Here is a 13,438-nt window from a genome sequence, read left to right as displayed (position 1 = left end):
AGGGTTCGTTACTACTTGCCGATGAACTTTGCCTTACCAGGACCGTGTTCGACAAATGAATCCATCCCGATTGTGCGGTCCTCAGTGGCAAATAGTGAGGCAAACAGGTGGCGTTCAATAGCGAGGCCAGTGTTCAGATCAGTGTCTAGCCCCTGATCAATTGCAGCCTTTGCAGCGGCGAGCGCCTGCGACGCGGCACCGGTGAACTTGCTAGCCCACGCTACCGCCGCGTTGTATACCTCGTCTGGTGCAACAACTTCGTCAACGAGTCCGATCGATAGGGCTTCGTCCGCACCCACAAAACGACCGGTAAACACCATGTCCTTTGCGCGGGCGGGCCCAATGAGACGAGCCAAGCGTTGAGTACCGCCACCGCCTGGGATGACACCAAGCAGAATCTCGGGAACCCCAAGTTTCGCGTTGTCACCGACGATTCGACGATCGGCGCCTAGCGCCACTTCAAGTCCACCACCGAGTGCATAACCGGTAATGGCGGCCACAGTTGGTTTCGTGATCGAAGCGATCGCACTCAACCCGGCCTGGAGTTCCCCAATGGCTTCGGACATCTCGTGGTACGACATGCGGGCCATTTCTTTCACATCAGCGCCAGCAGCGAAAACCTTCTCACCGCCGTACACGATGACGGCTTTCACATCAGCACGACGAGACACTTCGCGCGAAAGCTCAACCAGTTCAGATTGCACCTGACGGTTGATCGCGTTCATCGGTGGTCGAGTCAAACGAATCGTGCCGATACCGTCGGAAACTTCAAGCGTGACAAATTCAGCCATGAAGGCAGGCTACCCTGTTTCCCCGCAAGTTCCGTTACTCGCGCGCGTAGCGTCGCCTACTTCCGGCGCGCGAAATAGCGGCCCTCATCAACTGTCAACGCGATTGGCTGCGCAAACGTCTCCGAAAGATTCTCAGCAGTAACTACCTCCGCTACCGGTCCCTGAGCAACCACGTGGGCATCGCGGAGCAGCAAGGCGTGGGTGAAGCCGGGCGGTATTTCTTCGACGTGATGTGTGATGAGAACGATTCCCGGCGCGTATTCGTCCGCGGCGAGTTCCGCGAGACGGGCGACAAGATCTTCGCGTCCGCCTAAATCAAGACCGGCAGCAGGTTCGTCGAGCAGCAGGATTTCAGGGTCCGTCATCAACGAACGCGCGATGAGCACACGTTTGCGTTCCCCTTCGGACAGCGTTCCGTAAGTGCGGTCGACGAGGTGATCAACACCCACGGCGGTGAGCATTTCTTTCGCCCTCGCGTAGTCCATCTCGTCATACTCTTCGCGCCACCTGCCGAGCACCGCATACCCCGCCGACACGACGAGGTCCCCCACCGTCTCACCGGAGGGAATCCGTTGGGCGATCGCGGCAGAAGACAGGCCGATACGCGGACGAAGTTCACTCACATCTGTGCGGCCCAGAGTTTCCCCCAGCAGATGTGCTGTACCCGAAGTGGGGTGCAGTTCCGCCGCAGCGATACGCAGCAGGGATGTCTTTCCGGCGCCGTTGGGCCCAAGGACGACCCACCGTTCTCCGGGCGCCACTTGCCAACTGACAGGTCCCACTAGTGTGTTGCGGCCACGGCGCAGCAACACATCGTCGAATTCGAGCAACAAGTCTGGATTCGGTTCGCCCACGGGTTCCATCTTGTCCTACCACGACGACGACTGCGAACGCCTACCCTCGTGTGTCGTGTTCCAAATTAACTCTTTGAGGCAATCCGGGCAGAATCCATCCGGTTCGGTGGGTTTTGCTCAGAGCCCTCGTGGCAGACTGATGTTGTGGACCACAGCGAAGTGGCAGTAAGGGTAATAGTCAGACGGTGACGGCCTCACAAACGTCACGGTCAGAGCCATTGTCTGCGCGCGAGCGACAACGGTTGCTCACTGGTGTGCATTCCAATCCCCACGCAGCCCTAGGGGCGCATCGCCAAGACGGACAAATCACGATTCGAGTCCTCCGGCCATATGCCGAGGCGGTGCACCTCCGCACCGCACCGGGAATCGCGCATGAAATGCACGCCGAGGGGGACGGCCTCTTCAGCATCACTCTCGCCGAGCCAGCCTCACCGGACTACACCATAGATGCCCGTTACGCCGACTCCAACCACGTCACGCCAGATGGATACTCACTCCCCCCATCGGTCAGTGACCGTGATCTAGCAGCCTTTTCTGAAGGGCGCTGCGCAGAACTGTGGAAGGTTCTCGGCGCGCATCACCGAAACTTCAACGGGGTCAACGGGGTTGGGTTCACCGTATGGGCACCCCACGCACAGGGAGTTTTTGTCACTGGAGATTTCGACCATTGGTCAGGGCGAACATTTCCGATGCGGCTTCTACCCGGAAATGTTTGGGAAGTCTTCGTACCTGGGGCGAAACCTGGTGACCTGTACAAGTTTCGAATCCACACTCCGAGTGGCCGCATAGTCGAAAAAGCTGACCCCATGGCGCAAGCCACCGAGGTACCGCCAGCTACCGCATCACAAGTGTGCACGAGCGCCTACCAATGGAACGACACCGCATGGATGCGGGACCGGCAAAGCGAACCATGGACAGCACGCCCCGTCAGCATCTACGAAGTACACGCTGGATCGTGGAGCGGAACGCACTCCCCTACGACATACAGGGAACTCGCTGAAACCCTCATTCCGTACGTCCAGGAACGAGGCTTCACACACATAGAATTTATGCCACTCACCGGGCACCCCTACGGCGGGTCGTGGGGATATCAAGTGACGTCGTATTACGCGCCGACACCGAAATACGGCACCCCTGATGACTTCCGCTATCTGATCGACACGTGCCACCAAGCCGGCATAGGCGTCATTCTCGACTGGGTTCCAGCACATTTCCCACGCGACGACTGGGCGCTTGCCCGATTCGACGGGCTGCCGCTGTACGAGCACCCCGACCCGCAGCGCGGCGAACACCCTGATTGGGGAACGTACATATTCGATTGGGGTCGCGCAGAAGTTCGAAACTTCCTCACGTCGAACGCACTGTATTGGTTAACGAACTTCCACATTGACGGTCTGCGTGTCGACGCTGTCGCGTCCATGCTCTACCTCGACTACTCGCGACCGCCAGGCGGATGGAAACCCAACGAAATCGGTGGCCGCGAAAACCTCGATGCTGTCACTTTCCTCCAGGAACTCACCACCGCCGTCGAAAACCACGCCCCCGGCGCCATCACCATCGCCGAAGACTCCACCACGTGGCCCGGTGTTACGAGACCCGTGCGACTCGGTGGCCTCGGATTCACTTTCAAATGGAACATGGGCTGGATGAACGACGTCCTGCGCTACATCTCCCGCGAGCCCCAACACCGCGGCTATCACCATAACGAAGTGACGTTTTCGCTGATGAATGTCGCGTCAGAACAATTCTTGCTGCCGCTCAGCCACGACGAGGTCGTGCACGGCAAGGGCACGCTGTGGTCTCGCATTCCCGGAACGTCCGCCACAAAGGCCTCAGTATTGCGCGCACTCCTCGCCTCAATGTGGGCGCACCCTGGAAAAAAGCTGCTGTTCATGGGCCAGGAGTTCGGACAGTCAGACGAGTGGTGCGAGATGCGCGGCGTCGACTGGTTTGAAACAAACCCCAGCACACACGATGGAGCGCTACACAACGGCATCACGCGTCTTGTTGACCACCTCAACAGCGCGTACCGATCAGAGGCAGCGCTGTGGCAGTCAGACGGGCAGCCGGAAACCTTTACGTGGATTGACGCCAGCGATACGCACAACAGCGTCGTGTCTTTCCTGCGTCACCATCGAGGCTCACCGTCGATTGCTTGCGTGGTGAACTTCAGCTCCACGGCGCTGCACGACTACCGACTTGGGCTCCCACAGCTAGGCACATGGACCGAAATCGTCAACACCGATGCCGAAGAATACGGGGGTCACGGAATCGGCAACTTCGGTGCCGTTCTCGCCACAGATGAGCCCTGGCATGGTCACCGCGCATCGGCGGTGATCACTATCCCCGCCGCGAGCGCGCTGTGGTTGCGAGCACCGCAGGCCCAGAGCACCCTAGGTTAAGCGCAATGAAAACTAAGCTTGCGGCAGCGACCTTGTGCATATGTTTCGCTGCCACAAGTTGCACCTCTGGCGCCAATGATCCCCCTCTACTGGACCCCGAATACGTTGCGGGAATGCCACCGTCCGACGGACCCAGCGGACTGAGAGAGGCCGTCGATCCTCCGCACGTCCTCGTCATCGGGGGCACCGGCGACATCCACGACACACTGGCCGGACACGCAATCACCGACCTTCAACGCTACTGGTCAGAGCACTACCACCACGTTTCTCCTGATTCCTTCTCCCCAGTAACAACATTGCGGTCGTGGGACTCAACAGCGGAAGTCACCGAGTTTTGCGGAGTACCAACAAGCGCGATTGGCGGGGCTGCCTACTGCCCCAGTTCGCACGAAATTGGGTGGGACCGAGGAGCACTCCTCCCATTCGTCGCTACAGAGTTTGGCGACATGGCAATACCTCTGATTCTCGCCCATGAATACGGCCATGCCATCACAACGTCAGCGCGGCTACTCGATTTCGCCGCACAAGCCCCCTTTATGTGGGAACAACAAGCCGACTGTTTCTCCGGCGCCTACATGCGAGACGTAGTACACGACAATTCCCCGCGCTTTACGCTCAACACCACAACGGGGCTTGATGGAGTCCTGGCCGCGTTGCTAGCAGTCCATGATGTGGACGTCACCTCACCAGAATCTGGCCATGGTTCAGGCTTTGACCGCCTCGCCGCCTTTCGTGACGGCCTCGAGGGCGGACCTGCACAGTGCGCCGAACTATCCGCCGAACAGCTCGAGGAACGGCGAGTGAACCTTCCCACCACGTTCGCGCACGCACTCGACAGGGGCGAGCTTCCCATCACCCACGGAACCATCGAACTCGTGACAAATTCAGTGCTGGAAAAGTACCCGCACCCCCACCCACCAGGCGTCGTGTACAACGGTGGGCAACCCTGCGGCGATGGCACACACACTCCGCCAGTGACGTATTGCGCCGACGGGCATACCATGCACATCGACCTATCCGAGTTGGCGTCGATGTCTACCGCACCACAGCCGAACTCGCTGTTCGCCGCTGAGGTTCGTGGCGACTTCAGCGCGTTCAGCCTCGTCGCTTCTCGGTTCATTCTCGGCATCCATGCAGCTGACCACCATGCACCTGACCACCATGCAGCTGACGAACGGCCACTAGAGGGCATGGACGCCGCCCTCGCCATCACCTGCCTCACCGGCGCGTGGGCCGCCGCAGCCGCGCGCGAAGACGTCGGGCGAATCTACCTATCGCCCGGCGACATCGACGAGGCGCTCGGTGTCATACTTCAGCACCCCACGTTCACAAGCGATGTCACAGGAGTATCAGTGCCGAGCGGTCTCGCACGAACCAGCGCATTTAGCACTGGATTCAGCCGAGGCCAAGCGCATTGCGAACTACCGGGATAACCCAGGTTTGGGCTAGTTCTTAGTACAGGGCTGTTTGTTAGTACAGGGCAGCAGCGAGATTTCGACGAGCCTGCAGCACCATCGGGTCGGTTGGGTCGAACATCTCAAGCAACGACAACAACCGCTCACGGGCGAGCGATCGATCGTCACCAGCAGAATCACGCACGACGGCGGTAAGTCGCGCGAAAGCACGCTCTGGCCGCTGCGACACAACTTCCACGTCTGCAGCCTCAAGCTGAGCAGCAACGTCATGCGGCGCGGAATCAGCAATCTCCAACGCATTCGGATTCAACGAGCGCACGCGCAGGAGGAACCGGCTGTGGTTTAAACCGGCCTTAGCCTCGGAATTGCGCGGTTCGGCGTCCAGAATTCGCTGGTAGGCAACCTCAGCGGCAGCGAAATCGCCCTGCTCAAGGGCATTCTCCGCCTCGACGAAACGCGGATCAGCAGGTACTTCTTGGGGTTGTTCGGCCCCCTGGACCTGAATCCCTGGCAACTTACTCCCCACCGCCTTGTGGAGTTCGCCAAGCCACTCGCGCAGTTTGGCATCGTCCTGCGCACCAGAGAAGGCGTGCACCGGCTGGCCTTGTGCAAGGGCGATGACCGTTGGGATCGACTCCGCACCAAACGCCTGCGCCACGCGCGGCTGCTGCTCAACATCTACCTTCGCCAGAACCCACTTACCCTGGCCTTCTTGGGCGAGGCGTTCAAGGTTTGACGTCAACTGCTGGCACGGCTCACTCCACTGCGCCCCCAAATTCACCACAACAAGAACCTGGAAGGACTTCTGGATTACGTCAGCCTCAAACGATTCTTCTGTGACGTCAAAAACAAGGGAAGGATCTGCTACAGCACCTGGAGTCTCCGAATTTTGTGCAGCGGGAGGGGGCGAATTGCGGGCTGCCGCCTGCCGCGTGGCACGTTCTTTCAAAGCCGACAAGTCAACAGCGCCTGCCAAATTACCTGCAATGGATGCGGCGGCTGGGTTTACACGTGGTCCTGGTCGAGTCACGACACTAGTGTGGCATGACAAATATTCATCGCGCGAACGCCACCACTACACGGTGCTGCGAACGTCTGAACTATCGGCGTTTTGTTGTACAGCTTCGGAAAGCTCCGCGAGATGGCCCTTACGTGCAGACCAAATTTCGAACGGCACCGTTGTCAGCGGCGGTATTGACGATGCAAGCGCCAGGCCTGTCACGCGCCAGTTCCAAGAAAGTTGCCGAGCTGTCAGCAATGTGACGAGAACAAAAACCATAAACGCCGCACCGTGAAGCGCTCCGAAAACCTGGACTCCAACCTCCGTTGTTTTCGCAACGTGCTTGAAGTACATCCCCACAAGGAGGCCTGCCCACGTGAATGCCTCCACCACAGCAACGAACCGGAATCGTTTCGCGGGGGTCGACAAGTTGAAGAAGTCGTGCATGTATCCGTGTGAAAGCATGGTCACCATTGTGCACGAAAACCCGCCATGATCTACGACGCCGTGTCGTAGATCATGGCGGGTTGTTAGCGGGCGAGGGCGAACCCTGCCGCCATAGACCTCGCTGTCGACTTTTACGACTGCGCAGGCACTCGCACAATCAACGCATCGCCTTGGCCGCCGCCACCGCAGAGCCCTGCCGCGCCAACGCCGCCGCCTCGCCTCTGCAATTCCAGAGCGAGGTGCAGCACGATACGGGTGCCCGACATTCCCAGCGGATGACCCAACGAAATGGCGCCGCCGTTGACATTCACTTTGTCCTCAGAAACACCCATCTCACGGGCGGACACAATCCCGACTGCAGCGAAAGCCTCGTTGATTTCAATCAGATCGAGGTCCGTCGCCGCGATGCCTTCTTTCTCGCAGGCCTTAGCAATCGACAGTGCTGGCTGAGACTGCAACGTCGAGTCAGGGCCAGCTGACATGCCATGCGGTCCAATCTCAGCAAGCCACGTTAGACCCAGTGACTCCGCTTTCTCTTTACTCATGACCACAACCGCGGCAGCACCATCAGAAATTTGCGACGCATTACCTGCAGTTACGGTGCCGTCTTTGCGGAATGCAGCCCGCAACCTTCCGAGCGACTCCGCAGTGGTGTCACCGCGAACACCTTCGTCAAGGCGGAACTCAATTGGGTCGCCTTTACGCTGAGGGATCGACACCGGCACAATTTCGTCGTCGAAAAGCCCGTCCTTCCACGCCCGAGCGGCACGCTGGTGTGATGCAGCAGAAAACTCGTCCTGCTCCTCACGGCTCACCTTGTCGACATCGTTTCGGTCGTCAGTGAGTTTGCCCATCGCTTCGGCGGTGAAAAAGTCACGAAGGCCGTCATAAGCCATGTGATCCACCAGTGCGGTGTCGCCGTACTTCGTTCCCTCACGGCTACCCAACAACAAATGGGGCGCGTTGCTCATCGACTCCATGCCACCGGCCACAACAATTTCGACTTCTCCGGCGCGGATCAACTGGTCGGCCGTCGCGATGGCGTTCAAGCCAGACAGGCACACCTTATTGATGTTCGTAGCCGGGACATTCATAGGAATGCCAGCACCCGCGGCAGCCTGGCGCGCAGGCAACTGCCCCTGCCCCGCCTGCAAAACATGCCCAAGAATCACATAGTCCACGTCTTCGGGGCTCACTCCTGCGCGTTCGAGTGCGCCACGGATCGCAATCGATCCCAACTCAGCGGCACTGAAGCCCTTCAATGAACCCAACAAACGACCGATAGGTGTCCGAGCACCCGCGACGATGACCGACGTTGTCAACACGACCTCCACAACAAAGTTTCCCGCTCGTCAACGACGGTGCGGCGTTCCTCAACCAGGCTACCCCGAGCCACCAATGTGGCACGCATCACTTCAGTTGGGCAATACGACGTAACCGGCGATAACGTCATAGCATGCTTTCAGCCCCGGAAATTGGATCACTGATCATTTCGATCGACCACGTCGGCGTCGCAGTTGCCGAACTTGATCCCGCCATCGAGTGGTACACCGCAACATTTGGACTTGTCGTCGTTCACCGCGAGACCAACACATCCCAGGGCGTCGAAGAAGCAATGCTAGTTCCAGCCGCGCAAGTCGATTCGGTCGCGACAGCCACCGCGATACAGCTTCTAGCGCCGCTCGACGAAACTTCGACTATCAAGAAGTTTCTCGATCGCCACGGACCCGGAATGCAACAACTCGCCTACCTCGTCACCGACCTCGAAGCCGTGTCCGAACATCTCCGCAGTGCCGGATTGCGCCTGCTCTACGACGAGCCGCGCCGTGGGACCGCCGATTCCCGAATCAACTTCGTACACCCAAAGGACTCCGGGGGAATACTCGTAGAACTAGTTGAGCAAAAACACGGCGCGCCACACCACTAAAATCCGCCAATCCGTGCACACTGAGTTCCAACAAGTCCAGGTAAAAAGGCTTCCACTACTTGGGAACCGCACTGCACGATAGAGGCTGATAACGATGGCGCGTACGACCGAAGCGACTCCACACAGCTCAATGTTCAGCATTGCCATGCGCGGATACGACCGCAGCGAGGTTGAAGAACACCTCCACCGCATCGATGCCGAAATACGAGTCACAGCAGCGGACCGCGATGCCATCGCGGCTCAAGCGAACGACCTCGCAGACCAGCTTGATGAGGCTCGTGCAGAGATTCAAGCCCTTCGCGAGGACGTGGACCAGCTCGCAACCACGCCCACCTCGGCAGCGGACGTCAGTGACCGCATCGCACGTATGCTTCGGCTCTCCGCCGATGAGGCAGCCGAGACGCGGGCTCAGGCACAGTCTGAAGCAGCTGAGATCATGTCCATCGCTGAGCAAAACGCTCACGAACTTGAGACCCGCCAAAAGCGCGAGTACGACGAGTGGACACAACGCAGGGCACGCCTTGAAGCTGAGCAAAAGGAAACCCTCGCGCGCGCTCGAAGCGAAGCAGAACGGATCGTTGAGGGCGCTGAAGCTAAGCGTCGTCAAATTGAGGCCGAAACGATTGCGCAGCAACGCCAGCAGCTCGAGGACTTCAACGCCACAATGTCGGAGAAGCGCACCGCTGCTCTTCGCGAAATCGAAGAACTACGCGACCGGTCGCGCCGTGAAGCAGAGCGAACCATCAGCGAAGCTCAGGCCGACGCGGAACAGCGCATCAACGAAGCAACGGACGACGCCAATAATCGGATCAACGAGGCTGTCAGCGTTGTCGATGAGCTCGGCACCATCCGCGATCGCCTACTGTCAGAAATCGCCAAGGTCCGCGAACAATTTGACGCGTTCCCCAGCACACTCGGCCAAACTGACAACGAGCGCGACACCCTCAAAAAGGCCAGCAAGACAGTCAAGGCGAACGAAAGCAACGCTCGCAGCTACTCCACACAGAGCAGCAACGACGAACACGACAACAGCGATCCATTTGACGATCGCGTGCACGCCGACAACTAGGGCTACAGCCGCTGACAAAAAGGTAGCTATGACCAGCGGCGCGTAACTCCACGAGTGGACCGCTTGTTCCAGCAGCCTTGATGCCAGTGCCGACGTTCGTCTGTTCCACCTGACCGGTTCGGCCACGCAACAACATGCGCAACTCCCGTACCGATGACCTGGTCACAACCAGGACATCGGTACGGTTTTGTTGCTGCTGCGCCAGTTATCTGGCGAACGAGAAATTCTGAATCGCTGCCAAACCCAACGGGTGTGCCCGTAGCGACTCTGGGCCCCGACAGGCCAAGCGGCCTATGAGACGAACTAGCCTTGCCGTGTCGGGGGCTTGATTTGTCCCGTCGGGGTGAGTCCCGTCGGGGTGAGTTTCGGCGCGGCATGCCCACAGTCTAACGACGGAACACGGTGCGCTAAAACAGCTTCAATTCGCCACTGTCGAGCCCGCGCAACGTGTCATAGTCCAACGTCAAGCACCGGATACCACGATCCGACGCCAACGTGCGTGCTTGCGGCTTAATCTGCTGGGCAGCAAACACCCCTGACACGGGCGCCAATAGCGGATCACGGTTCAAGAGCTCCAGATAGCGGGTTAACTGCTCAACGCCATCAATGTCGCCGCGGCGTTTCACTTCCACCGCCACACTCGCGCCCTCAGCGTCGCGGCACATCAGGTCCACGGGACCAATTGCCGTCGGGAACTCCCGCCGCACTAACCGGTACCCAGAGCCCAGGGTCTCCACATGCTCCGCAAGCAAGATCTGCAAATGAGCTTCGACACCATCTTTAACAAGACCTGGGTCGTGGCCCAATTCGTGCATAGAGTCATGTTCGATCTCGTCAATGGTGATCCGCAGTTCCTCCCCCGCTTTGTTCACCACTAACCAAAAGTTTTCTTTCTCCGTCAATGTGCACGGCGGGCTCATCCAGTTCAGCGGCTTATAAGCGCGGTCGTCGGCGTGGATGCTGACGGAACCGTCTGCTTTCACCAACAAAAGTCGCTTCGCTAACGGAAGATGAGCTGTCAACCGGCCAACATAGTCCACCTGGCAGTAAGCAATAACTAAACGCACTCGTCCACAATAGGCGGCTCGAAGCTCAACGCCGAACCACACACCGTTGGAAGGAAACCGAACTAGACGATTCTGCGGATTAGATGTGCATCCGATCCGCACCTTTCTCGCCTACGCTAGATCGCATGCCCCTAGCCACAATGCGCGATGCACCTCTTGGCTCACCACTGCTAGGACAAGAAAACGAAGGCAGTGTAGTTCGTCGCATCAGGATCCAGGTGCTGCTCACTGCGTTGATCGTAGGCGCCAACGTCATCGGGATCGCGATCGTGCTCGTACTCGTGGGGTATGTCATACCGGGACCGGACGTACTCGATGGTCTCGACGGGGAGTTCTTCTTAGCCAATGCGATACTCGTTCCGATTTACATTGCAGTGGCGCTCGTGGTTGGCATTATCTGGGGCACAACAAAATCTCTTCGTCTATTGAAGTGGACGCGAGACGGAAGCACACCCAGCAAGAAGGAAGTTCGAGCTGCGCTGACGGTGCCGATGCGGCTCACTGTCATCCAGTTTTTCCTGTGGGCCGTCGCACTCGTGCTGTTCACCACCGTCTACGGCATCATCAATCCTGAAGTGATCGCCAAAGTCGCCTTCACCATTGGCTTCGCCGGGATAGTAGTCTGCGCTATCGCCTACCTGCTCAGTGAGTTCGCCCTGCGGCCCGTTGCAGCTCAAGCCCTTGCTTATGTAGACAAACGGCCAAGGTGGAGAGCTGGGACCGCAGCGAGGGCACTAGTTGGATGGTCGGTGGGCACCGGGGTTCCTGTTGCCGGGCTCATGATCATCGCTATTGCCGCTGTAATTCGCGACGATGTCGCGACACACCAACTCGCGATCGCGATTCTTGCACTGGGGACAATTGTCATCGTCTTTGGCGGTTTCATGGAGCTTCTTACAGCCTTCCGCACTGCCGCACCGCTCCGTGTCGTTCGCAAGGCGATGCACAAGGTTGAGCGAGGAAAGCTAGACGCACGTGTCGTGGTTTTTGACGGCACGGAACTTGGCGACTTGCAGGTTGGGTTCAACCGCATGGCGGAGGGGCTGCGGGAACGCGAAAAGATGCGGGACTTGTTTGGCCGCCATGTTGGTAGGGCCGTGGCCGAAAATGCTATGTCGAACAACCTCGGTCTTGGTGGCGAAGAACGCACTGTGGCCGTACTTTTTGTTGATGTCATCGGATCTACCACCCTCGCTACTGAACGGCCACCAACCGAAGTAGTTGAGCTTCTGAACCGCTTCTTCGCTGTAATTGTTGAGGAGGTCGACCGAAATGGTGGCTTCATCAACAAGTTTGAGGGTGACGCCGCATTGGCGGTGTTTGGCGCGCCAGTTGAGCTTGATGATCCAGCCGGTGCCGCACTGTGTGCTGGGCGCACCATTATGCGTCGCCTCAAGGCTGAGGTGCAGGATTGTGAGGCTGGAGTCGGGATCGCCTACGGACGCGCGGTTGCGGGCAATGTGGGAGCACACGAGAGGTTTGAGTACACCGTCATCGGTGACCCAGTAAACGAAGGCGCGAGATTGTCGGACTACTCAAAAAAGGTCACGGAGCACGTAGTAGCTTCAGCAACTGCAGTTCAGAACGCCAATAAAGCTGAGGCAAAACACTGGGAAGTGATAGATAGTGTCGTGCTGCGAGGGCGGTCAGCGGAGACTGAAGTTGCTGTGCCTCGGTGAGTGTTGCTCGGTCCACTAGCTCGCGCGCCTTAGCCCCCGTAGTTCAGGCCGTCGCAGTCCGCAGGGATGGCGTATCCCTCTTCACAGGCGTAGCGCATCTGGATCTCACCTGACGATGGACCACCGTTATAGTCTGGAACGTGCGGCACGGCCGGGCCTGGTTCGGGCAGCTGATTCGAAGCGCTTGGATCCGGCATTACGGCTCCATTCGGATATCTACACACGGTGCCATCACAGACTGGTGTGTTCGCCTCAACTTCGCCGCGCAAGACTTCATCATGGACTGATTGACAATAGTCTGAATGCCCAGTAACTGAACCATCTGACCAGTACGTCACGATAGGCCCAAGACCGGTTTGGCACCCGGTAATCACTGGTGTTGGTGCGACGTTGGTTGGGCCCACAGGCGGAGTTGCTTCGTATGAATCATCAATCGCCGGTGTTGGAGTCGGTAAGGTAGTGGACGTAGAGACTTCTACTGTGGGCTCCGCGACGGTGGTTTCCGTTGTGGTTGAGGCATCGAGCTCACCCGTGCCATTGCCTCCGCAAGGCAATCAGAATGAACGCTGCTACAACGAGCACCGGTGCGATGCGGCAGTATCGTTTGGTATTCACCGTGTGCGCTCCTGCGGGTCCAGTTCGAGTTGGCTCTGTTGAGCCTTCCATCGTCGACCACGATTGCGCTTGGTGAGCAGCGGTGAACCTGTTTTGGGTAAAAAAATAGTGGTGGGGTGCACCAGAACTATGTCTGACACACCCCACCACCAACAACCCTTGTCCGGCAGTG

General features: G+C 58.6%; 13 protein-coding genes. 5 read left to right on the top strand and 8 right to left on the bottom strand.

Annotated elements, in window-relative coordinates; genetic code table 11:
* Positions 1-11: 11 nt before the first annotated feature.
* On the bottom strand, positions 12-791 hold the full coding sequence (locus IEW73_RS00065) for an enoyl-CoA hydratase/isomerase family protein (RefSeq protein WP_188669602.1): 780 nt from the start codon (positions 789-791) through the stop codon (positions 12-14).
* A 56-nt stretch (positions 792-847) separates the two neighbouring features.
* On the bottom strand, positions 848-1,654 hold the full coding sequence (locus tag IEW73_RS00060; RefSeq protein ID WP_188669601.1) for an ABC transporter ATP-binding protein: 807 nt from the start codon (positions 1,652-1,654) through the stop codon (positions 848-850).
* A 176-nt stretch (positions 1,655-1,830) separates the two neighbouring features.
* On the opposite strand from IEW73_RS00060, the gene glgB reads away from it, so the two are divergent.
* Together glgB and IEW73_RS00050 are read left to right on the top strand one after the other, a co-directional pair.
* The gene (glgB, locus tag IEW73_RS00055) at positions 1,831-4,047 is read left to right on the top strand and encodes a 1,4-alpha-glucan branching protein GlgB (protein ID WP_229675611.1); all 2,217 of its coding nucleotides are present in this window, start codon (positions 1,831-1,833) and stop codon (positions 4,045-4,047) included.
* Positions 4,048-4,052: 5 nt separating this feature from the next.
* Positions 4,053-5,480: a neutral zinc metallopeptidase gene (locus IEW73_RS00050; RefSeq protein ID WP_188669600.1), complete on the top strand. Its 1,428-nt coding sequence runs from the start codon at positions 4,053-4,055 to the stop codon at positions 5,478-5,480.
* A gap of 37 nt (positions 5,481-5,517) precedes the next feature.
* Here IEW73_RS00050 and IEW73_RS00045 read toward each other — a convergent pair whose 3' ends face one another.
* The 3 genes from IEW73_RS00045 to IEW73_RS00035 form a co-directional block, all read right to left on the bottom strand.
* Positions 5,518-6,492: a tetratricopeptide repeat protein gene (locus IEW73_RS00045; RefSeq protein ID WP_229675608.1), complete on the bottom strand. Its 975-nt coding sequence runs from the start codon at positions 6,490-6,492 to the stop codon at positions 5,518-5,520.
* A gap of 45 nt (positions 6,493-6,537) precedes the next feature.
* A complete protein-coding gene (locus IEW73_RS00040) occupies positions 6,538-6,927 on the bottom strand; it encodes a DUF3817 domain-containing protein (RefSeq protein WP_188669599.1) in 390 nt (129 codons plus the stop codon).
* A gap of 113 nt (positions 6,928-7,040) precedes the next feature.
* Complete coding sequence (locus IEW73_RS00035) at positions 7,041-8,231, bottom strand: acetyl-CoA C-acetyltransferase (protein WP_188672602.1); 1,191 nt, start codon at positions 8,229-8,231, stop codon at positions 7,041-7,043.
* A gap of 134 nt (positions 8,232-8,365) precedes the next feature.
* On the opposite strand from IEW73_RS00035, the gene mce reads away from it, so the two are divergent.
* Positions 8,366-8,836: a methylmalonyl-CoA epimerase gene (gene mce / locus IEW73_RS00030; RefSeq protein WP_188669598.1), complete on the top strand. Its 471-nt coding sequence runs from the start codon at positions 8,366-8,368 to the stop codon at positions 8,834-8,836.
* Positions 8,837-8,930: 94 nt separating this feature from the next.
* The gene (locus IEW73_RS00025; protein WP_188669597.1) at positions 8,931-9,905 is read left to right on the top strand and encodes a coiled-coil domain-containing protein; all 975 of its coding nucleotides are present in this window, start codon (positions 8,931-8,933) and stop codon (positions 9,903-9,905) included.
* Positions 9,906-9,931: 26 nt separating this feature from the next.
* Here IEW73_RS00025 and IEW73_RS16750 read toward each other — a convergent pair whose 3' ends face one another.
* Both IEW73_RS16750 and nucS read right to left on the bottom strand, forming a co-directional pair.
* Positions 9,932-10,282: an Rv1322 family protein gene (locus IEW73_RS16750; protein WP_229675607.1), complete on the bottom strand. Its 351-nt coding sequence runs from the start codon at positions 10,280-10,282 to the stop codon at positions 9,932-9,934.
* A 30-nt stretch (positions 10,283-10,312) separates the two neighbouring features.
* A complete protein-coding gene (gene nucS, locus IEW73_RS00020; protein WP_188669596.1) occupies positions 10,313-10,972 on the bottom strand; it encodes an endonuclease NucS in 660 nt (219 codons plus the stop codon).
* A 125-nt stretch (positions 10,973-11,097) separates the two neighbouring features.
* On the opposite strand from nucS, the gene IEW73_RS00015 reads away from it, so the two are divergent.
* Positions 11,098-12,651, top strand: coding sequence for an adenylate/guanylate cyclase domain-containing protein (locus IEW73_RS00015; protein WP_188669595.1), 1,554 nt, complete (start codon positions 11,098-11,100; stop codon positions 12,649-12,651).
* A 29-nt stretch (positions 12,652-12,680) separates the two neighbouring features.
* On the opposite strand, the gene IEW73_RS00010 is transcribed toward IEW73_RS00015, so the two are convergent.
* On the bottom strand, positions 12,681-12,848 hold the full coding sequence (locus tag IEW73_RS00010; RefSeq protein WP_188673164.1) for a hypothetical protein: 168 nt from the start codon (positions 12,846-12,848) through the stop codon (positions 12,681-12,683).
* Between the last annotated feature and the right edge of the window lie 590 nt (positions 12,849-13,438).

This window comes from Hoyosella rhizosphaerae (assembly GCF_014643175.1).
GTDB classification, from domain to species: Bacteria; Actinomycetota; Actinomycetes; order Mycobacteriales; family Mycobacteriaceae; genus Lolliginicoccus; species Lolliginicoccus rhizosphaerae.
The sequence above is the reverse complement of the archived record's forward strand: the minus strand, read 5'-3'. Positions and strand labels throughout refer to the sequence as shown.

Excerpts from the sequence above, each read along its gene's own strand:
- IEW73_RS00050 (WP_188669600.1), top strand. The coding sequence starts at position 4,053 with ATGAAAACTAAGCTTGCGGCAGCGACCTTGTGCATATGTTTCGCTGCC.
- IEW73_RS16750 (WP_229675607.1), bottom strand. The coding sequence starts at position 10,282 with ATGCCGCGCCGAAACTCACCCCGACGGGACTCACCCCGACGGGACAAA.
- IEW73_RS00065 (WP_188669602.1), bottom strand. The coding sequence starts at position 791 with ATGGCTGAATTTGTCACGCTTGAAGTTTCCGACGGTATCGGCACGATT.
- IEW73_RS00025 (WP_188669597.1), top strand. The coding sequence starts at position 8,931 with ATGGCGCGTACGACCGAAGCGACTCCACACAGCTCAATGTTCAGCATT.
- IEW73_RS00040 (WP_188669599.1), bottom strand. The coding sequence starts at position 6,927 with ATGCTTTCACACGGATACATGCACGACTTCTTCAACTTGTCGACCCCC.
- IEW73_RS00010 (WP_188673164.1), bottom strand. The coding sequence starts at position 12,848 with ATGCCGGATCCAAGCGCTTCGAATCAGCTGCCCGAACCAGGCCCGGCC.
- mce (WP_188669598.1), top strand. The coding sequence starts at position 8,366 with ATGCTTTCAGCCCCGGAAATTGGATCACTGATCATTTCGATCGACCAC.
- IEW73_RS00015 (WP_188669595.1), top strand. The coding sequence starts at position 11,098 with ATGCCCCTAGCCACAATGCGCGATGCACCTCTTGGCTCACCACTGCTA.
- IEW73_RS00060 (WP_188669601.1), bottom strand. The coding sequence starts at position 1,654 with ATGGAACCCGTGGGCGAACCGAATCCAGACTTGTTGCTCGAATTCGAC.